This is a genomic window from Agathobaculum sp. NTUH-O15-33 (assembly GCF_033193315.1).
GTDB classification, from domain to species: domain Bacteria; phylum Bacillota; class Clostridia; order Oscillospirales; family Butyricicoccaceae; genus Agathobaculum; species Agathobaculum faecihominis_A.
Genome location: NZ_CP136187.1, coordinates 3,866,531 through 3,889,478, shown reverse-complemented (window position 1 = coordinate 3,889,478; position 22,948 = coordinate 3,866,531). Strand labels below are relative to the sequence as shown.

General features: G+C 52.9%; 9 protein-coding genes. 6 read left to right on the top strand and 3 right to left on the bottom strand.

The features are described from left to right. The first annotated feature begins 37 nt into the window (after positions 1-37). The 4 genes from RWV98_RS18755 (at position 38) to RWV98_RS18740 (ending at position 17,152) form a co-directional block, all read left to right on the top strand. Positions 38-2,398, top strand: coding sequence for a M13-type metalloendopeptidase (locus tag RWV98_RS18755; protein WP_317862785.1), 2,361 nt, complete (start codon positions 38-40; stop codon positions 2,396-2,398). Positions 2,399-2,493: 95 nt separating this feature from the next. Then, positions 2,494-4,872 (top strand): M13-type metalloendopeptidase, encoded by a 2,379-nt coding sequence (locus RWV98_RS18750; protein WP_317862784.1) that lies wholly within the window; start codon positions 2,494-2,496, stop codon positions 4,870-4,872. A 75-nt stretch (positions 4,873-4,947) separates the two neighbouring features. Next, complete coding sequence (locus RWV98_RS18745) at positions 4,948-8,862, top strand: S8 family serine peptidase (protein WP_317862782.1); 3,915 nt, start codon at positions 4,948-4,950, stop codon at positions 8,860-8,862. Between the two features lie 37 nt (positions 8,863-8,899). Further along, entirely contained in the window at positions 8,900-17,152 is an 8,253-nt protein-coding gene (locus RWV98_RS18740; protein ID WP_317862780.1) for an S-layer homology domain-containing protein, read from the top strand. 328 nt (positions 17,153-17,480) lie between these two features. On the opposite strand, the gene RWV98_RS18735 is transcribed toward RWV98_RS18740, so the two are convergent. The 3 genes from RWV98_RS18735 to RWV98_RS18725 form a co-directional block, all read right to left on the bottom strand. Continuing rightward, positions 17,481-18,266, bottom strand: a complete 786-nt coding sequence (locus tag RWV98_RS18735; RefSeq protein ID WP_317862778.1) for a response regulator — start codon at positions 18,264-18,266, stop codon at positions 17,481-17,483. Next, positions 18,263-19,531 (bottom strand): sensor histidine kinase, encoded by a 1,269-nt coding sequence (locus RWV98_RS18730; protein ID WP_317862776.1) that lies wholly within the window; start codon positions 19,529-19,531, stop codon positions 18,263-18,265. Before RWV98_RS18730 ends, RWV98_RS18735 begins: the two co-directional genes overlap by 4 nt. A gap of 222 nt (positions 19,532-19,753) precedes the next feature. Then, complete coding sequence (locus RWV98_RS18725) at positions 19,754-20,620, bottom strand: hypothetical protein (RefSeq protein ID WP_317862774.1); 867 nt, start codon at positions 20,618-20,620, stop codon at positions 19,754-19,756. 209 nt (positions 20,621-20,829) lie between these two features. On the opposite strand from RWV98_RS18725, the gene RWV98_RS18720 reads away from it, so the two are divergent. Further along, positions 20,830-21,561 carry a LytR/AlgR family response regulator transcription factor gene (locus tag RWV98_RS18720; RefSeq protein WP_317862772.1) on the top strand — a complete coding sequence of 244 codons (732 nt, stop codon included), beginning with the start codon at positions 20,830-20,832 and terminating at the stop codon, positions 21,559-21,561. After that, positions 21,558-22,883, top strand: coding sequence for a GHKL domain-containing protein (locus RWV98_RS18715; protein ID WP_317862770.1), 1,326 nt, complete (start codon positions 21,558-21,560; stop codon positions 22,881-22,883). The genes RWV98_RS18720 and RWV98_RS18715 overlap by 4 nt, the downstream gene beginning before the upstream one ends. The last annotated feature ends 65 nt before the right edge of the window (positions 22,884-22,948 follow it).

Below are 22,948 nucleotides of genomic sequence, written 5' to 3'. Positions count from 1 at the left end.
AGGAGCAGAACGATTATGAAAAAAAAAGCTTTTATTGGTGTTTCTCTCGCTGTGTATTCTTTTAAGCGCGGTTCCCGTTGGCTTTGCGGCGCAGCTGGACGCAGCGGTTCAAGGAGGCCAAGGAAACGAGGAGACAGCTGCCGCTACGCGCGGTGAAGTGGCGGAGTTGCTGCTCATTGCCGCGGATGACTACAATTCCGGAGTGACAAAAAGTGATATTATAAAAGGCTACGGGGATGGGCTGCTGCATGAGAACCAGACGGTTACCAGAGCGGAAGCGCTTGTCATGCTGCAGCGTGCCTTTGGCGCCTTGCCGGTTCCAAAGGGGCAGAACGCGAAGCTGGCTTTTCCGGCGGATACCTTTACCGATGTTCCCGACTGGGCAAAGACGGAGCTCGGGCCTGTTTTCAAAGCAGGTATTGTCGCGGGAACGGCGGCGGGAACCTTTTCCCCTGATGAAGCTGTAACGATGAAGCAGATGCGGTTGTTTATCCACCGGGTGTTTGCCCTGTTCGGCGCCAATGAAAAGGACGATTTTTACTCGACCGTAGCCAGAGAATATCTCGATAGCTATGAAATGAAGCCCGGACGCAGTATGGGCGGCGTTGCCTATGACGTGAGAGATGATGTGATAGGGCAGATCGATGAAATCATAAAGGAGCTTATCGCAAAACCGCATGCCGCCGGAACGCCGGAGCAGAAAATGGCGGATTATTATGAAACCATTATGGATACGGAAGGCAGAAATCAGGCGGGCTACGCCCCCATACAGCCCTTTCTCGACGCAATCGATAAGGCGCGGAATGTCAATGATTTGCTGAGGGCACAATCCGCGGTGATGGAACAGACAGGCTGTTATCAGTTTATGTCCTTCTCGCTGACGCCTGATTATAACGATTCCTCAAAGTATAGCTTATATTTTACTACCGCGCAGCCGGAAATGGAGCAGGCCTTTTATATGGGAACAGATGAGCATAGGAAGCAGCTCTATCTGGATTATGTCAGGAAAAGGCTTTCGATGATCGATGCGCAAGACGCCGCGTCCGCGGAAGAAGTTTATGAATTTGATAAAAGGCTTGCTGAAAAAATGCTTTCACCCGAGGACCATTATGATATTGATAAGATAAATAACCGCTATTCCTTTGACCAGCTGGAAGCAATGTTTCCCGGGGTAGATATAGAGGAGGCTTTGCGGTGCAGCGGGCTGAAGAAGGAGGGCAGAATTCTGATTGATGATTCCGCCCTTACTCAGGAATACGCGAATTTATTTACAAACGATCATTTAAAGGTGCTGAAAACGAAGGCAAAGCTGGAAATTATTAAAAAAATGGGCGGGCTGATAAGCAAAAACTTTACCGACGTTAAAGAGCAGTTTGAGAATAACTATTGGGAGCTTGAGGGGGGTCTCACTGACGAAGAGCTTGCGGTACAAGCCCTGCAGAATAAGATGAGTACCTATTTGGGAAAGGCGTACGCTGAAAAATATTTTTCCGCCGAACAAAAAGAAGACGTAACAAACATGGCAAAGGACATTATCGAGGTTTATAAGAAGCGTGTTTCGGCGTTGAGCTGGATGAGCGACGCGACAAAACGGGAGGCGCTGAAAAAACTGGAAACCATGGTCATAAAGGTTGGTTATCCGGATCGCTGGGATACCTATGTGGATAACGTGCAAATCAAATCAACGAAAGACGGGGGCAGCTATTTTTCAAACTGGGCGGCGATCAACCGAGCGCTGCAGGAGTACACCGCATCGCTTCAGGGAAAGCCTGTGGACAAGACAGAATGGATCGCAAAAGTCTATGAAGTAAACGCTTTTTACAACCCGCAATCAAATGAAATCATCTTCCCGGCGGCGTATTTGCAGCCGCCGATATACGATCCGCAAAAATCCTACGAATACAATCTTGGCTCTATCGGTTATACGATTGGGCATGAAATCACCCACGCTTTTGATTCTAATGGAGCGAAGTTCGATGAAAACGGAAATGTATCAAATTGGTGGGCTGCTGAGGATTACGCGGCGTTTCAAAAACTGTGCGATAAAATGGCCGCGCTGTACGACGGGTATGAATTTGCCCCCGGTATTGCAATAGACGGAGCGCGTACATTAAGCGAAAATGTGGCGGATCAGGGCTCGGTAGCCTGTATGATGGAGATCCTGTCCGGCTTGAAAAATCCTAATTATAAGGAGTTTTTTAATAGCCTTTCCTTATCGGATATTTTGATTACCAGCAGGGAATTCGCGCAGTATCTCACGCAAAACGATGTTCACGCCCTTGGAAAGTCCAGAACCAACCCGATACTCTCGAATTGTAAGGAATTTTATGAGACCTTTGGGATTGACGAAAGGGACGGTATGTACCTTGCGCCGGAAGACCGGGTTGCAATATGGTAATTCACCCGCGTTTTCCGTACGCACTGTCATTCGGAACCGGTTCTCAATCAGGGGTTGACATCTCAGACTAGCCGTATGAAAGGGGACTCGACAAAATGAAACGCAGTAGGAAGCTGGTTATAGCGGGTTTGACAGCAATCTCTATGCTTGTATCCGTGCCGCCGGCGTGGGCGGCGGACAAGGCGGATTCACACGAAATGACGCGGGAGGAAGTGTTGCAGCGACTGCTTACGGCAGCGGACGCTTATTCACCAACGGCGTTGGAAGAAGGGACTATCATGCGCGGGGATGAGGACGGAGCGCTCAGGGAAACGCAGCCGGTCACGCGTGCGGAATGCTTCGTGATGATTAGCCGTGCTTTTGGAACGCTGCCGGAGCCAAAAGGTCATGACAAACGTGTAAGCTTTACCAATCTGGTATACACGGACGTTCCAAGCTGGGCCATAGAAGATGTGGAGAATTTGGTCAAAGGCGGTATTCTGGCAGGAACGGAGGGCGGCTCGCTTAAGGCGAACGAGCCTGTCACCTCAGCACAGCTGGAATTCATGCTGCAGCGGATATGGCAGCTGTTCGGAAGCAATGTAAGGGATGATTTCTACAGCACGGTTAACAAAGAAACGCTGGACAACAGCGTCATTTATGACGGGTTCGATACGGAATCCGCGCAGGATCAAATGAACCGGCGCAACGATGAAAAACTGACAACGCTGCTGGAAGATATCGTTTCACAGGAGCAGAAGCCCGGCACCCCTCAGCAAAAAATCGCGGATTATCTAAGCAGCGCTCGGGACTTTGAAACGCGCGATCGGCTGGATATCCAGCCGATTCAAAAATATCTGGATTTGGTGGATCGCGCACAAAGCGTAGAAGAGCTGTTTCAGGTTCATCACACGATCCTGCGTGAAACCGGCATTGCCGCACTGCTGGATTTTCAGTTTAACAAGGACGCGGCGGATGCAAACAGCAGCATTCCGGTACTGCTCTGCAATTCGCCGGCGCTTTCCCACTCTCTTTATGAAGCGGGGGAAGACGGAACGGTGCAAACCGCCTCCCGGCAGCTGCTGGAAAAGCAGCTGATTTATCTTGGCGAGACAGAAAAGGATGCGGCAAGACATGCGATGCTAGTCTATGATCTGGACGCGAGGCTGGCGGAAAAGCAGCTTTCTCCAAAAGATCAGTATAATGTAGATAAAATATACAATCCCCGTACTTTTGAAGAGCTGGAAGCCCTTTACCCGTCAGCGGATTTGAAAAGCCTGCTGGAGGCCTGCAGCGTGGAGCGTACGCCCCCAAAGTTTAATATCATGGATTTGGGACTCATAGAAGCGTTTGCAAAGGAAATTAACGAACAGAATCTGGAAACGCTCAAAGCAAAGCTTAAGACTTCGCTGGCCGCAGAAGCCGGCGAGCAGCTCAGTTTGAAATTTGCAGAAGCGGAATGGGAATTTTCAAAGGTATACAACGGCATGCAGGGGAGCTATGACCCGGAGGACGCGGCCAGAGACGCAACCATGAGCCAGTTGTCCGGTTATATTGAAGAAGCGTATGCGGAGAAATATTGCTCGCCTGAAATCAAGGCGGACGTCACTGAAATGGTGAAAGAGTACATTGCCGCCTACCGGGGCCGCGTTCAAAAATTGGACTGGATGAGTGAGCAGACCAAGGAAAAGGCACTCAAAAAACTGGACACCATGAAGATCCATGTCGGTTATCCCGATCAATATTCCACTGATTTGGACGGAGCGGAGATTTTAGGAGCAGCGGACGAAGAAAACCGTTACTTTCAGAATGCCTGCGCGCTTCGCCGCGCGCAGTATCAAGCAGACGCGTTGCAAGCGGGAGAAATGGCTGACAAAGATATCTGGCCCATGCCCATCTATCGCGCGGGGGCGGGCTATGTACCGACCGATAACTCGATCAATTTCCCGGCCGGGATTCTCCAGCAGCCCTATTATGACCCGTCAGCCAGCCGCGAAACAAACCTTGGCGGCGTCGGCGTTGTAATTGGTCATGAAATCACCCATGCGTTTGATAACAGCGGTTCCAAGTTCGATGAAAAGGGCAACGCGGTCAACTGGTGGACCGAAGAAGACCGTGCGGCGTTTGACGGCTTGTGTGAAAAAATGATCGCGTATTATGATGGATATGAGATCGCGCCGGGAATCGCGCTGGATGGGCAGCAGACGCTGGGTGAAAATATTGCGGACACGGGCGGTATCGGCTGTTCTCTGGAGCTGTTGGGCAGGATGGAAAATCCGGACTACGACGCCTTTTTCCGCAACTTCGCCAGAGGTTCTTGCTTTACGGCGGAACGCTCCAGATTGGAGCTGGTTGTGACGACCGACGTACACAGCCGTGCAAAAGGCCGCGTGAACCACCCGATTGCCTGCTATGAGGAATTTTATAAAACTTATGATGTTCAGCCGGGGGACGGCATGTATGTCGCTCCGGAGGACCGTGTACGGATCTGGTAACCGTTTCTCCATACGTATATGGATTGACGATGTGGAGGCTGTAAAAAAACAAACACGATAAAGGGGACCTTTGAAATGTTGAAAAGAAGAGCGCTATCTCTGATTACCGCACTTGTCCTGCTGTTTAGCACCTCCGCTTCCGCACAGGCGGGATATTCCAACAGCCTGTTGAACCGTATGCAAAAAAACGCCGCCGCGCAATCGGCGCAGGAGCAAAGGGATATTGTATTAATCGTTGAGGTCGAAGGCGAGCCGGTCTCCGCTTCGAACGGTATGCAAACCTTTAACGCTAGAGCGGCGGAAGAACAGCAGCGCCGAAACCTGCAAACGCAGGCGCAGGTGCAGGAGGAGATCCAAAACTTGGTGGAAGTGCCCGCGGAGGCGGAGCAGATTTACACCAATGTGCTCAACGGCTTTTCCATTAAAGTGGACTCGTTATCAGAGATCGACAAGATCAAAGCAATTCCCGGCGTGAAAAACGTCTCAGTCTCCAGAACCTTTCATCTACCGGAGCCTGTTGAGGAAGAGCCAGACCCGGCGTACGGCACGCGCTTAGCGACCTCCACTGGGTTGATCGGCGCGGACAAGTTGGCGAAAACGGGCTACAATGGGGAGGGGCAGGTGGTCGCTGTAATAGACAGCGAGCTGGATACGGATCATGCGTTTTTTAAGCAAGATCCCCAAAATCCGAAATACAGCAAAGAGGATATGGCCAAGCTGCTGACGCAGGAAAACATGCACATGAATCTGCAGGGGCAGGTAGATGACGTATACAAAAGTGCAAAGATCCCGTTTGCCTATGATTATACCAAGAACAGCCCGGATGTTTATAATACCTCCAACATCCATGGAACCCATGTGAGCGGTATTGTCGCGGGAAAGGGAGGACCCGATCCGACCGGTGAGAGATCGTTTTCCGGCGTGGCGCCCGAAGCGCAGCTCGTGTTCATGAAGGTATTTGACGGCGAACGCGCTTCAGAGGCTATTATAATTCAGGCGATCGACGATGCGGCTAAGCTGGGGGTCAGCGCGATCAATATGAGTTTAGGCGCGGATTACGCGATGTCGGAGGATAATCCGGTATTTGAGAGAGCCATTGAAAATGCCCGCGCGGCGGGTATCTTCGTCGCCTGCGCCTCCGGAAATGCCACGTTAGGATATGAAAACGGGGCGGTACTTACCGAAAACATCGAATATGCCGCAGCAGGCACGCCGGCCGGCTACAGCGCGGCAACCTCCGTCGCCGGTTCCGCCAACAGCGCGATATTCCTATACCAATTTTCGCTGGACACAGATACGTACATTCCCTTTGTGGAAGGATCTGGTGAAACAAAATTTGTCGATGCATTTGCTGGCAAGCCATACGATTATGTATACACGGGCTATGGCACGGAAGAAGACTTTGCAAAAGTCGATGTGCAAGGGAAAATCGCGCTGGTTCAGCAGGGCGGGCCCGCGGGAATGATGAGTACGGAAAAGTTCGCCAACGCGGAGACGGCGGGCGCCATCGGCTGTATCTTTTGGACCACGAAACCGTTGGAGTATGGCATGACGGTTTCGCCGTCCACTATTCCAACCTGCATCATCCAAAACGAGCAGGGGAAGACCATGAGCGCGCGGGGCAGCGGAACCTTGCAAACCAATCCGACCATGGCGAGCGTGCCGGTCGGCAAGGACGATAAGCTGTACACATACACCTCTTGGGGAACGGACGGATCGCTGGAGCTGAAGCCGGAGATCATGGCGCCCGGCGAATATATTTATTCCTCCTATCCATCCGATTCTCATGACGAATATATCACGTTCAGCGGAACCTCTATGGCAACGCCGCACATCGCGGGCGCCGTCGCGCTGCTGAACCAATGGTGTGAGGACCGTGGCAACAAGCTCGCGCCCAAGGATGGGAGGAACCGGGCTGAATATATCGAAAACCTGATGATGAGTACCTCCACGATCATAAAGCAGGAAAACGGCGTGCCCTATTCCCCCCGGCGGCAGTCCGCGGGGCTTTTGAATCTGGAAAACGCGATCCAATCGCCGGTGATCCTTCGGGGGGACAACGGCAAAACCAAGCTGAGCTTAGGGGACAAATTAGGCGCAAGCTTCCCAGTGGAATTTCGGGTGGAAAACACTTCGTCTAACAAAGCCACTTACGATAAGGTGCACGTCTATGTCATGACCGACGGCTATGTCGAAAAAGACGGCGAGACCTATGTGGATGGAACTGTTAAGCTGCTGGATACGGGATTTGATCGAAACGTTATCGTATCGTCCGGACAGACAGTAGACTTCGAGTATGAAATATCTCTGGACACAGAGGTATTAGAGAAAAACTTAGAGCATTTCCCGAACGGTTTTTACATAGACGGCTTTGTAGAGCTGTCCGACAACGAAAACAAGCTGCCGCCGGTGCACATTCCGTTCATGGGCTTTTATGGGGATTGGCTGAAAGCGCCGCTGTTTGACGCCGCCGTTTACGATGATGAGTATACGATACAGGGCACGCGGCTCAGCGCCGATCTTTCCGAAGACCAGTGGCAGGATCTGGGATATAACCTGCTGACGAAAGAGCTTACGGGAAAAGACCATATCGCGTTTTCGCCCAACGGGGACGGGATCTTTGATCATCTCGCGGTAAATAGCTGCCTGCTGCGCGATGCCGGAGAAATCGTCTGGGAACTGCGCAACGCGGCTGGCGAGTTGGTTTCCACCGCTCACGACGAGAATGTATCGAAGTTCTTTTTTGACACAGTGCCGTTTGATCTGCCTGAAAACCTGCCGGACGGAGATTACACCGTCACTGGCAGCGGATACCATTACTATGACAAAGAAAAGACCCACCCGTACACCTTTGGCGATACCATTCCCGTGACAGTCGATACCCAGATGCCCGAAATTACAGCGGTTCAGATCACGGAGGAAAACGGAAGAACCTATGCTTCTGTTTCCGCCGCGGACAACAACTGTCTGCAGGCGGTCGCATTATCCGCTGAAGAGCAGGCGGAGACAGACGTCTGGGAACAGGCTGTGGACAATGCTTCCGGCACCGTAAAATTCGATATCACCGGCTATGACCCCAAAAAATTGACCGTTCAAATAGTGGATTATGCGATGAACGAACTCGCCGCGCCGCTTTTGACAGAGATCGCGACCGTTCAGAATATTTCGCTGAGCGGCTTTACCGTCGTTTTTGACAGGGCTTTGTCGCTGACTGCCGCGGACTTTTCGCTTTCGTCCAATGACAAAGAAATCGAATTGTCCAGCGTAGAGAAGGTAAACGACACGACCTATCGGGTAAATGTCGCGCTGGACTATGCCACGCAGTACAAGCTGTCCGTCATTGCCGATCATGTTCGGCTGGCGGCAGTCACCTTCACAACGCCGGGGCGGGCGTCCGGCGGCGGAAATCACGGCGGCATCACGGTAACCGATCCCGAAGTGACGCCTTTGCCCGCGCCGGTATTTCGCGACGTAGCTCCTACGGACTGGTTTTATACGGCGGTCACAGAAATGGCTCGAAGGGGCGTAATCCAAGGAATGGGGGACGGCTCCTTCGCGCCGTATGAGCCGGTAAAACGTGCCGACTTTTTAGTGTTGATCATGCGTGCCAGCGGCATTCAGCCGGATATGTCAAGCACCGATAACTTTGCCGATGCGGGCAGCGCCTATTATAGCGGTTATCTTGCCAAAGCGAAGGCGCTGGACTATGTGACCGGAACGGGAAATAATCTGTTCCGCCCGGAGGCCTCCATCACCCGGCAGGATATGTGCGTCATGCTGTACCGTATTCTTCTGGCGGAGGACAGGCTGCCGCAAGCTGCGGGAGAACCGACGACCTTTACGGACAGCGCGGATATCGCGCCGTATGCGCAAACAGCAATCAGGGAGCTGTCGGCCGCGGGCGTTATCAATGGTTCCGGCGGCAAGGTCAACCCGCTCGGCAGCACGCTGCGGTGTGAAGCGGCGCAGGTGCTGTACCGCATCTTCTAATAAGGACCTTCCTAGCCATAAAAAGGGGGATAAAAGCATGTTGAAAAGATTTTTATCGCTTTTCTTAGCGGCGGCCATGCTCCTTCAGGTGACCGGTACCACGGTGCTTGCCGAGGAGGAGAAAGCGGCTGCTGTTACGGATGTACCCAGCGCGGCACAAGAGGAAACACCGGAAGCGCAAGGCGAGTGCGAATTCGATTTTTCGACGGCACAGTATGTTATATCAGAAACCGAGCACATTTATGAAATACCCGTTGTGCGGCGGGGCAGTGCGGAGACGGAAGCGGATGTGATCTTCAAGGCGATCGATGTGTTCGGCGCCTATGAAGAGGACTACACGATTCTTGATGACAACGGCAACGCACTCCCAAAGACAGATGGCATTACCCTGTCCGAGGAGGAGAGCGCGGCATATAACGGCTTGCTTGGCAAGGATACAAAGGCGGAAAAGAACGCCGCGCAGCCGGAGAAAAGCGACCCCGCGCAGCAGGCGGACACGCCCACGGTGTTGGAAGCCCGCGATATCCTGTTGGGCACGGAAGACGCGGCGGAGCAAGCGCAGGCCAAAAGTGAGGCGCAGAAATCTATTGAAAAGCTCAACGAGGAGCTTGCCTCGCTAACGGGCGTGACCGGAATGCTGCATTTTAACGCGGGGGAAAGCAGCAAGACGATTACGATCGCTCCAAAGGATAACACGGAAAGCAGTACGGATAAAATCGTGCTGCTTGCACTCATGGGCGCCTCATCGGGAACGATTGCGCCAAACGCCACATCCTCCGTTATCATTACGGATGATGAGGAATACGTACCGCCCGTCATCGAAATGGCGAAAAGCGAAATAACGCTTAGCGAGGGAACACCCTCGCGGGAGCTTACCGTGATCCGCTCTTCGGGCGGCGACTATTATACAACGGTAACAGCTTCCACCTATTCGGGCAGCGCGAAAGCGGGCGAGGACTTCACGGCGATCGAGGGACAGGCAATCGAGTTCGGGCCCGGTGAAAATGAAAAAACGATAACAGTCACGGCGACGGATTTTACGCAGGACGCTGATTTTGGCGTTCGCCTGATCGCGGATGACAGCTGTGTTATCGGCGAGACCGACAGAACGGACGTGCACATTGCCGCCGCGCCGCGAATGGAGCCAGAGGATATCAGCCCCGCCGCCGCCAGAGCGGCGATGGCGCCCGCGGCGGCTTCGGGCGCGGCGGAGCCCGCGCGCCTTAACCCGGCGGCGGCCAGAGCGGCGATAACGCCCGCTGCGGCCTCCGGTGCGGCGGCGTCCGCGGCAGCCGCGCCGGAGGCCGAAAAACGGCTTTCGGCGGCGGAATCTGAAGCCGAACAGTGGGACGGCTATATTGGGAGCAAATACTATAACCAAAAAGACGGCATCCGTCACTATCAAAACAGCATAAGCATTAACAACTATTATGATGTCCGCAACGTTGGGGATGCGATGTTTTTGCGTAGAGATAGTTACAGCTATGTTGAAATAAGGCTTGGTAATTCGGTCAAACAGGCAGACAGTATAAAAATAAAACTTACCACCGAAGCCACGTCAGAAGGCGGCTCCAACAAAGCGGTTGCCTACTTGGAAACCAATACCTATAATGGAATTGAGAAATATGAAGAAAAGGAATTTCCAGTAGACAGTTCCCACTCGGACATGACATCTGAATTGGAGTTTAGAAGACGTTTTGGTACGATAGGGAGGGAGGATAAAATTGTAATTCGGTGCGCCAAGTACGGCGTTCCGTTTCGGTTGACCATAGATGAAATACAGCTTACCAATTCTACTCGCTATACCTTTAACAGCAAAACGGTAAAGCCGGTGAAAACCGTGGACTATATTCAGCTCGATACCTCGGGCGATCAATTATACAGCCAGAAGGTCAACATCCAGCCGCCTCCGTGCGTATATACCGACAACGAGGGCCGGGAGGCCAAGGGTATTTATCCCGGGGACGCTGCGGTAACGGTTCAGTTGGATAATGGATTTTATACCAAGTATGGTCTGGTCATGAAATACCACGATAAAAAGATATATAACGGCTCCGCCATATCCGGGCTCGGGTTAAATGCGTACTACAAAAGCATAGACTTGCCGAATGAAGTGACAAATAACGATGTAACGGTGTACCTTGAAACGGCGGATAACAAAAAAACATATATCAACGCGGCGGCGCAATATCAAAAACCGTTTCAGGCAAAAACGGGCACCATCCTGCACGGCAAGGGGTTTGCGGCGCCGGGCAAGGCGATCGTCGGCTACGAGGTGTACGCGGGCAAGAAGAACGCGGACGGCGGCGTGACGAAACAGCTGATTATGGAGTACGTCAACAAATCGGATTCGACCCTTCTGGGACTTTCCAATTCCGATACGGGAAGCGGCATGGATAAAGAATTCTTTATCCCGGCTTACCAGATGGACGGTTGGACGGATATTTATATCACGCCCAAGACCGAGGAGCAGGTTTTTACGGTTAAACCGCTTCCGGGCGGAAACGACTGGCAGTATGTTTTCGATGGAAAGGGGAACCGCATTCCCGTTCCGGGTGGCAACGATTTTCAAAAAGAGCCGCTTGATTTTACGGGCAGGGTCTATTTGTCAAGCGCACCGCAGACAGAAAAAGATGAGAACGCCGGTCAAAAGAGCGCGGATACCGGCGCCGGTTCGGGCAGCGTTTACGCCGATGCAAACGGCGAGATAAAGGTGAAGGGCGTAACGACCGGCTCGGTCATGCGGCTCAACGCAATTTCACCGTTCGCGCCGAACGGCGGATACTTTACCGTGTGGAAGAATGGCACAAATATGAGCGACGATGACCCGAACAATATTCTGGAAAACGAGTTCGCTTCGGGCCTGACGCAGGCCGAATTTGATGCGCTGTATACGCCGATATACGGCAACCAGCTGGTCTATATGATCAATCAGGTGAACCCTAAATATTACTATAACTTTGAATACTTCACCAAGGACGACAGCCGCGTAATACAGAGTGACGACGCGGGCACAAACATCAGAGCGGCGCAAATACTAAAAGACTCGCGGAACCTGCTGCAATATAACGGGCGCGACGACGCGGCGAGCATGAAGCTTCGCGAGTGCCCCGGCGCGGGCATCAAAATAGGCGGAATCAGCGCCATTGCGGATGAAAAAGGCAATTATACCATGGACATGGCGGGCCTGCCGAAAAGCGCCCGCATGAGCGCCGTGGTATCGGTAAACAACAGCGAATTTGTCACGCATATCAACACGGGAGGAAATACCAACATTCAGCTTCCCTGCTATGATACCTTCCAACCGAGCGGGCGGTTTGTAGAGGCCTACTACATCGATGACGACAAGCGGGAGAATGTCGCGGGGAATATTGCCGTGCGGGATGAGGATCTTGTATTGAAGACCTATGTCCGCCACGAGATCAACGGGATGTACATCACGGGTACTAAATTTTTCATCACGGACGGCGACGGAAACAAGCTGTTCGACTGCAACGGCAAAAAGGGGTATTCCGTCGCGTATGAGCCGCCGAAAAATGGCGGCGTCGAAGGCGTGGCGACCCTGCGGATGAATCCTTCAAAGGACATGCTGGAGCACTACCGGATCTATGTGCAGTATACGGACCAGAATTCGGACGATCACATGGCGATGGATACCGGCTGTTACTTCAACGTGCCCATGAGGCTGGACCAGTTTATCTTCGGCATGTTCGGTTCCGAAACCGCGCAGGATGTTACCACAAGCACCCTTGAAGTGCTGGGGTCTCCGATTTTCGATATGAACATGGGTTCCATAAGCGGTTTTGATATCACCGCGGGGCTAATCCCGACACCGAAGATGGACAAAGATTCGAAAGGCTTGGAGGCCATCCTTTACAGCTATACCATGCAGGGGCGGACGATAGAAAACGGCAATGAGTTTGCCGGCGGCGAGAAGAAGGCCTCCGCCGAAAACGCAGGGGGCGTGACCGCCAGAGACGGCGACAAGGTTACCGAGGGCGGTAAGCGCAACGAATCCGCATACGATATGGCAACGGAAAAAATTAAATCCGATGTTCTGATAGACAGCGTAAAGACCGCCAACTCGGTCGTGAAGGATAATCAGGACAACAGCAAGGAGACGCAGAATACCACGCCTTCGGCCCCGCCGGAGGATCCGAAGGGCGTCAGCCTGTCGAATCAGAAATCCTCCGCGGTAAAAACGCAAAAAACATACACTTATGAGCTTACGCCGGAAATCAGTTTTAAGCTGCTGGTAACCAATCGGACAACCGAAAGCGGGAAGACGGCCTATGCGTTTGAAGCGCTGACGATCGGCCTCGGCATCGATTTTGACGCCGGCGTAAGGGCGGATATTGATTTTCCGGTCGGCATCTCCGTCATACTCAAGGCGAATTTAAGCGGTTCAGTCTCCATGATTTATTATATGCATACGAAATATGCGGAGACTGACCCATACTGGGAGGACTTCGTGGAGTATTCCGCGGCATCCTTTGATATGTTTGGCGTCAGCGTGGACAACAGAATGCAGCGCGAGGGGTATGTCGCGCTGAATCCGGTGATTTCGCTGAGTGCGACCGTTGAGGTGGCCATTGTATCGGTTACGGTAAAAGCGGGCTTTTATTTCAACATGGATTTTGCCTTCGGCGACAGAGATACGGAAACAAAAACGCACGGTGATCTGCACTACAATGTAAACGTGGGTGTAGAGCTGCTGGGCTTCTCCGTTTACAATAACGACGTCAGCGCGAATGATAAAAATCCGTGGCACATATTTGGCGAAGCAGAGCCGCTCGACACGCCGCTCGGCACGGCGCCAAAAACCGAAGCGCAAAGCGGCGGCGACGTTTCCGCGATGATGGCAAACGCACTGAGCGGCGGCGAGGAACAGGTGAAGCCCGCGGACAGAAGCTATCTGGCTCAGCGCGGCGGCTGGCAAGGAGAAAACAGCGGACGGTCGAGAGCGTATTCCGAACCGCTCGATGAGGACAATCTGCTCGACAGGCTGCTGCAAAGCGGCGTCCGGCCCGGCGGCCAGATGGTTTCCGCGCCAATCGGCAATGATGAAGTGCTTGTCGTTTACACAGACGACGACCCATCTCGCGGCGCAAACGACAGAAACTGCGTCTATTATACCTACACCAACGATGATGGCAGCTGGGCAACGCCAACGGCAATCGAGAACGATGGCACCTACGACAACAATCCCGTGATATATGATATAAGCGATGACACGCTGTTTGTCGTATGGGAAACCGCCGAAAAAACCTTTGACGGACAGAAGAATTCCGTTCCGACCATCAGCGCCATGCTGAATTCCATGAATCTTCACGGCGCGTTTTTTGACAAGAAATCCCGCGAATTCAAAGATGTTGTCGAATTGACGAAAACGACCGAAGCCGATACGGCGTGCGACGCAAACGCGACCATTTCGATGACCGAGGACGGCTCCATGCGCGTCACCTACACAAAAACGCAGTATAGCGAGCAGGCAGCAAGCACGGAGCAGCTGATCCAAGCGGAATCCGCGATCGCGTACAGGGAGTACGAGAACGGAGCATGGACCGATGAATACGGCACGGCTGAAGAGAACCGCATTGAAAAGAGCGGAGCCGATGCAGACACCTTTACCGAGCAATGGTATGGCCAGCGCTTTGCGGATACCCGAGTGGACGGCGAGTGGAGTCTCGTCACCGATATCGAAGGCTTCATCAGCGAGGCGTTCCACGACCTGGCATTCATCGTGGATACGGACAACAACTATCAAACAGCGGACGACCGCATGGTCTTTATCAAGCTGCCCAATGAGTCCATGCCCATATGCCTGACGCCCGAAAGCGGCGCGTACGACGATCTGAAATTCTGTTATACCGGCTCGGAGCTGTTCCTCATGTTCAAAACGGATCGGATCAAAACGTTTAACGCGGACGGGAACGAGAAAAATCTTGGCGGCATCGCGTTTATCAATCTGTCCGATCTGCTGGAAAAGCAGGATTATGACATTGTCAAAAATCAAGAGGCGGGCTATTACGAGGTACATGTAAACGGTATGGATGGCGCGCTGTACCAGCCGGACTATATCATATCGATGGAGGGCACGGTTCAGGATTACGATGTGTTCCGCGATATTGCGGGCAGAATGTATGTCATGTGGACGGAAAGCGCGTTAAATGACAGCGGGACAAGCAGCGTGCAGCTTTATTCCGTTGTTTACAACGGCGTTTATGAGGACGGCGAGGACGATTGGTCGGTGTCCGGCATGAGCAGCGCGCGCTGGGGCGTGCCCTTGCTGATGACCTCCTACGAGGGGGATTACACCGCGTTCACGGCACAAAACATGCTGAGTGACAACGCGATTGTATTTGTGGCAAAGCGCGACGCGGATGCGGAAGAATCGCAGCTCGTGCTGCATGTGCGCGCGCCCGAGGCGGTATTTGATATGAACGAAAATATTATGAATACCAAATACGCCTATGAGAATGAACCGGTTATTCTGTCCGCCAACATTATCAACGAAGGGCTAAAGGCGGTAAAGACCCAAAACACAAGCGAAGGAAATGCTACGTGGAAAGCTGTCAGCGGCGACTACACCGTAACCTTCAGAAAGCTGGAAAACGGCGAGGTGAAGGAGGAGCTTGGCAGCTATCCATCAGCCGGGCTGTGGAATTCGGGCGACTGTCTGTCCGCCGTATGCGAATGGACGCCTGAAAAGCTTGCGGAGAATACCGAAATTTCGATAGAGCTGACCGATGAAGACGGTAAAACGCTGTATGGCTACACTTTCCCCATAAGGAAGGCGGCCGATTTTGAAGCGGGTCAAATTGAACTCAGCAGCATCGGGAAAAGCAGCGCGGTGCTTACCGGCAATTTAGGCAACAGCGGCAATATACCGGCGGGCGTCACGGCCGCGGTATATCTGCTGGACAACGCGGGCAACAGAGTAGAGGCGACGCGCGAGGATTTTGGAGAAATCAACCCGCTTGAAACATATCCCATGGAAATTCTTGTCCCTGTCGCGGAGCGGTATCAGAAGATCGCAAACGGGGAAGGCCGCTTCACCGCGGTGCTGGAGCTGACCGAAGAGGGCGCGGAAAACAACGAGCCGTTTTACAGCCTCGAAATTCCGGGCAGTATTTCGTACAGCGAAAGCGCTATGCGGGATATCGCCGAGGTGGAGCAGCTAAGCGTTGCGCAGAGCAGTATCGCGCTGAACAAAAACGAAACGGCGTTTCTTCAGGCGGAAATACAGCCGGCAACCGCGGCGGATAAAAATCGGGTGACTTATGCAAGCTCCGATGAAAGCGTCGTAAGGGTTTCGGCGGATGGTACCTTGACCGCCGTTGGCAGCGGCAGCGCGGTGGTCACCGCCTGTGCATTGCCAATCATGGAATGTGTGACGATCTCGACGGATGGCACGACTAAAACTGGAGATATGCGCGGAAGCATACCGGACAGTATGATACGGTCGCAAGAAATCGCGGTTACCGTCTCCGACCGTTCCGGCGGCGGAAGCGTCTCGTATACCGTTACCTTCGATTCTCAGGGCGGCAGCAAAGTTGACAGCGTTCGCGTGGACAAAAACGCGCTTCTGTCTAAACCCAAGGACCCAATCTGGGAAGGCCGCACCTTTGCCGGCTGGTTTACAGACAAGGGTTGCACCAAGGCTTATGATTTTAGCCGAAAGGTAACGACTGATTTCACGCTGTACGCAAAATGGAGCGAAGGCTTTTGGAACAACCCCTTCACGGATGTGAAGCCGTCCGACTGGTTCTATGACAGCGTGAAGTACGTCTATGAGAATAAGCTCTTTGCCGGTGTTTCAGCGACCCGATTTGCCCCGCAAAATCCGATGACGCGCGCCATGCTGGTGACGGTTTTGTACCGTGCCGCGGGCAGTCCCGATATGGCGGACGAAAACTGGGGCTATCCCTTTGCTGATGTGAACGCCGAAAGCTTTTATGGCAAAGCGGTATACTGGGCGAGGAAGAACGGCATAGTAAACGGCTATTCCGATGAAATCTTTGCGCCGAATCAGGAGATCTCCAGAGAGCAGATCGCTGCGATTCTGGAACGCTACGCGAAGCTTCAGGGTAAAACAACCGAAAAAAACGGAGACCTGTCGCAGTTTACTGACACGGACCAGATCTCCGACTGGGCAAAAGAAAATGTCAAGTGGGCTGTGGGCGCTGGGCTGATCAATGGTAAAGGCGGGGGCATTTTGGACCCGCTTGGTCATGCGACCCGCGCGGAGGTCTCCGCCATCCTGCAGCGGTTTTTAGAAAACAAATAAGCGAACTGAGCGCGTTGCAAAACAGAAAATAAAATACCCGATTGTCATGCTGAACAAAGGGAAGATTAAATTGGACTTTTGCACCAAGAGTATTACGAATGGACAACTGAAACCGGGTTACTATATGAAGTACCGTATCTCAATGTCCTAGACCGTCTGATCGAGCATTATCAGGCATCAGGCAACGTTGAACAAGCGGCCTATTATAGTGAGAAACAGCAGTGGCTGTGAATTTGTGATCGACAGGCTGTCAAAAATAGTTTTTTTGACAGCCTGTCGGCTCTATTTCCTGTTTGTCTTTTGCAGCAAGCTTAAAATTCAATGCCCGCTAAAGCTGCCATTCAAATTCTCCTATGCGGAACTCTGCCCAACTATAACTGCGCATATAGACGCCCCGGTAGCTGTTGATGGCGCGTACTTCGCCGTCCAGAAAGCGGTAGCTGTCGCAGTCCAGCCTTGCGGGGGCGATAGAAAGCGCGTTGCGGCTTTTCACCAAAATATCCTCCATGCCCGCGTCGCGTAGGGTAGCGCGCAGATCGCTTACAACGGTCTGAAAATAGTTTTTTTGCATGCGCGTATAGGGTATATCCTCCCAAAGCACAGCGCAGGCCTCGCGTGTGGTCACAACGTTGCCGCGCCGGTCGACCAGTAACGCGAGCAGCTCTTTGGCTTTGGCCCGGTTAAATACGAGCGGCTTGCCGTCCGCGAATACGTCGAAGCCGCCAAAGGTCTGCACGCGTACCTGCGCCGCCCGTGGCGGCGCGCCGTATGCAAAGGTTAGTTCGCGCCGAATATCCTCGCTTGTCACAGGTTTTAACAGATAGCCGGTCGCGCGAACCGCGAATGCATCCACAGCATATTGATCATAACTGGTGACAAAGATGATGCGTAGGTTAGGCTGCTGCTCCTTCAGCTCCTTCGCGAACGTCAGGCCATTGGCGCTGCCCAGCTCAATATCGAGAAACGCCACATCCAGCGTATTGACCCGTGCATACGCCGCCGCTCCGCGCGGTGAAGTAAAGCCTGTCAGCTCGCATGTAGGCGCCGCGTCGCGAATCGCGTCCATTAAATTTTGAAGCGCAAGGTCTTCATCATCTACAGCAAGAAATCTCATGGGTTTATCTCCTTCGGCAGGGTAATGGTCACGCGCGTGCCTACGCCGGGCGTGCTGTTGATAAAAAGCGCGCCGCCGCAAAGCGCCTCCAGACGGCTGCGTACGTTTTCAATACCCACGTGCAGCCGATCGTCCGTCGGGGTCTGAAAGCCTACGCCGTCGTCCGAAACGATAATGAGAAAGGCGCGGTCGGTCTCCTCCGTGCGGATCGTGACGCAGCCGCCTTCCTCGCGCCGCAGCACACCGTGGCGCACTGCGTTTTCCACAATGGGTTGAAGCGTCAGCGGCGGCAAGCTAAAGTTATTCACACTGGTTTCATAGCATACTTGCAAGCGGTTGGGAAAGCGGCGGCGTTCCAGCGAAAGATATGTTTCTACATGGTTTAGTTCTTGCGCAAAGGGAATAGGCGCTTTGCTTGTCAGCGAATTCATATTGGCTCGCAAAAAACGGGAGAAATCAAGCGTCGCTTGCTTGGCCTGCCGTGGATCGGTTTCGCAGAGCTGTTGAATTGCGGTAAGCGTATTGTAAAGAAAGTGGGGCTGAATCTGGCTCAGCATAATGTCAATGCGCGATTCCGCGAGTCGGCGTTCCTGCTGCTCCAGATATAGCTCACGCTGCAACTGAATATTGATGTAAACGAGCAGCAGCGCAAGCGTGGTGGCGGTGTTCATGAGCGCCACGCCATAAAAGAGGATCTGAATCGCCTCTGCCGCGATCGGAAGAAGGATATAGCTGGCCAGAAAAAACAGTTCGCGGCGGCGCAGCTGCGCGCGGTAGCGATAAATAAGTACTGCGTTAAGCAGAAATAGCGCAATGGGAATAGCTTGCGAAAGCCAGAACCAATCACCGCGCCGGTAATAATTATCTGCGGTAATGTGAAAATACATCCCGTTTTGCAGCGATACCAGACTGCATATCAGCTGCATGATACAAAGGATGCAGGCCGCGCGCCAATAAAACGGGCGCACATGCACCTTGGATATCAGATAGTGAATGAGATAGCCGGTAAAGAACAGCAACAGCGGCGCTGAAAAAGCAAAATAAAGCAGAGATCCCCATTGCAGCGCCAATACAGCAAAGACAGCGGTTGTGCCTTCGCAGGTCCAGTTTGGCAGGTCGCCAATCAACATTCCCAAATTGCAAATGCACATCATGAAAAAATACCTTGCGGCGCTGTCGCTCCTGCGGTCAAAGTACGAGCAGCCAATTAGGATCAGACATAATACAATACTGAAAGCATCCATTGTTACATTGATTTGCTGCATAATGTCAACCCTTTAACACGTAGTCTTTCTGTATATTATACCTTTTCATGTAGCGTGTGTCCAGTGCAGGGCAGGGGGGCACTCAGGGCGAGGCCTTATCGCAAACGCTATGGGCGACGATCGTCTGGGTATATGGAAAGCCCCTTCGCACCGAGAGCCTGCGGTGCGGAGGGGCGCTTGATAAAGCTAGTGCATGGTACGGAAATGTTTTTGGACACCGGTTCAACGGAGGCGTTCCAGCCGTTTTACGGAAACTGTGTTCACACGGCATAGATTATCCGTGTGATAGACAAGGTCGGACGGCATGACAAGCAGCGATTCCAGCGGCTGGTCAGTCAGCTTTGCCAGCTTCTCTAACTGCGTTAGAAGGGTTTTTGTTTGTACGACCAACTGCTGCGGCGGAGCCATGTATTCCTTTATATCCTCCGCATCATATAGTGCGAGCATCAACTCGCGAGACAATTTTTCGATGTCCGAAACTGAGTTTTGCGGAAGCTTCGCCGCGCTGTAATCTTCCATACGTAGCGAGGCGGCGCAATCCGCAAGGCATATCGTGTCGGCACTGTCTTTCGCTTGCAGCGCGCCGTTTCGAACCTGAAGATGGTAGAGAGTGCCGCAGTCCTGATATATTTGATAGACAAGCTGGGAACAGACCATTGCGTCTGGATGGCCCAGTATTTTATTGATCAACTTATCCAGCTCCACACAGGCGGCGGTGATCAACTGATCGAGCAGGCTGTAAACAGGTCCACTCGGATGCAGGTGCCGGAAGATCAATGCGATGCCGAGCAATATAAGCGCGGGTATGTCATAGCAGATCCGCTGATCCAGATACCGCGCCGCCGCCGCGGCCAGCGGCGCAGTATCCTGTGGGGGATCCAAGCGAAGCTGATAGGCCGGATCGCCGCCGTTTGATCCGATCAGGTTCAACATGATGCCGTCCAGCCCCATTTCGACCATTTGTCCATTTGCCATTACCATGGCGGCATGGCTGACATCGGAAAACGTGCCCCAGGCAATCAGCTTACTGATCCATTTATCCTCCGCCTGAAAAATAAGGATATCACCGGTGTGTAATTGTTGCTCCATGTTCAATCTCCTTTTCTGCATCGGCCGTCATACGCGGCGGACTGCGTTCGCTCTGTCGGCCGCGCGCGGCCGTCTCTTTATAAAAATACCATAACATTTACTGGGATACAAGTTCTTGGCATTAAAGGACGCATTTTGGCGTCGAAGGGTGACAGAAAATAGACAATATGTTACAATAGATGTGTCAATATGGGAAGGATGGTGTTTTGATGAAGGTAGCTGTCGTGGACGACGAAGTAGGAGACCGCGAACGCATTGCCGCCGGTATTCAGCGCTGGTGCCAAAAGCAGGGCGAACAGCCGCCCCTTTTATCCTGCTACGCAAGCGGCGAAAGCTTTTTGGCAGCGCTTGAAATAAACCGCTATGATCTGGTCCTCTTGGATTGCGTCATGAACGGATTGACTGGCATGCAGACCGCCGAACGGCTGCGCTTATGCGATCGGCACGCCAAGCTGGTATTTATTACGACGAGTTTGGACTATGCCGTGGACGGGTATTTAGTCGGCGCGTCGGGCTATCTGGTGAAGCCTTTTACAGAGGAACGGTTTGACCGCACGTTCACGGCGGCGTTCGGCGGCACCGGCGGCCGGCCGGATTATATCGTGTTGCCCTGCACGGACGAAGGCAGACGGGTCATGGTGGATGATATTGTTTACTGCGATATGGCGGGGCACTATTGCCGCCTGCATTTGGGCGATGGACATATCGTCCGCAGCCGTATGACCTTTGCCGCGTTAAGCGTCATGCTCGCGCCATACCGGCAGTTTTTGACCTCTTACCGCGGCTGTATATTACATATGGGACATGTAAAGCAAATAGACGAATACGACTTTGTGATGGACACAGATGAGCGCGTGCCCTTCCGCCGGAAGGAGCACAAAAGGCTGATGCAGAAGTACGCGGACTATCTGTTTGTGCGCACGAGAACAGAGACGCTATGAATATGTCTCTGTTGTTTCAGCTTATGGTATATGAACTGCTGGATATCATTCCTTGTTCGCTGCTGGCCGCCGCCCCTTTGCGTCATGAACCGCATGTGCGCGGCCATACGGCGGCGGCAGCCGCCGTGTTGTATATTTTGGGCATCGGTCGCCGCCTGATGGTTGCGGCGCACCCTGCGACAGGAGCGCCGCTCTCCGTTTTATGGATTGTGCTGTATGTATTAGCGTTCCTACTGGTCTACCGCGTGCCGCTTTCCAAAAGCCTTTTTGTTTTGTTGACGGTACTGAATTTCGCCAGCCTTGTCGCTATTTTGTACAGCTTTTTGGGGGATAAGCTATTTGGCAGCCGCTTTAGCAGCGCGCCGTACGGCATGGAAGCATGCCTGTCTCTTGCGCTCGTATGGGCTGTTTTTTTCCCACCTTGCCACTACTTCATGGCGCACCGGCTTGCCACGCTGATCTCCCTACATACCACCGACGGCAGTTGGCGCTTTTTATGGTTGGTGCCCGCGACCTTCTGTGTATTTTTCTACTATAATCTATTGACAGCCGGCGGCTATCTCCATTTTTCTGCCGATACACGAAATTTCGCATTCGCTATGGTGATCAGTGCGGGCTTCTGCTTCGTGCTTTCTTTGGTGCTGCGTTTGGTATGGGAGAATGATACGGTTTTAACGCTCAAGCAGGAAAACTACCAGCTATCGCTTCAGGCGCTGCAATACGAAAATCTGCAAAGCCGCATCGAAGAAACGCGGCGTGCGCGGCACGATTTGCGTCAAAGCATGGTGGCAATTCAGGCCTTTTTGCAAAGCGATGACCGGGAGGCCCTCAAGCAATACACAGCCCGTTATTGTGAAGCATTGCCCGCAGACGAGCCGCTTCTCTTTTGCAGGGAACCCGCGGTCAACGCCGTGCTGTCCTACTATGCGCGAAGCGCGACCGAGCAGGGCATTCCATTCGAGACCAAGGTAGAGCACCCGGAATCGGCGTGTATCCCCGATACCGATATGGTGGTTTTACTCGGCAATCTGCTGGAAAACGCTGTGGAGGCCTGCAAACGGCAAGCAGGGCCGGAACGGTTTATCCGCTTAGCAATTCGTCTGGAAGGCGGCGCGCTGATCATTGTGATGGACAATAGCTACACCGGCGAGCCGCTGTCGGACAGTGACACGCTCCGTTCCAGCAAAAGTGACCGCTTGGGTATTGGTTCGGCATCGGTGCGCCAAATAACCGAAAAATATCACGGTGTCGCCAAGCTTTGGGGCGATGGCACGCAATTTCACGCTTCGGTCTGCCTGCCGCTGACAGGCAGGCTTAAATAAATTGTCTGCAACAGCTCTTGGACGCCAAAAAGTGTCCTATCATGCCAAACGCTTGATTACAACAA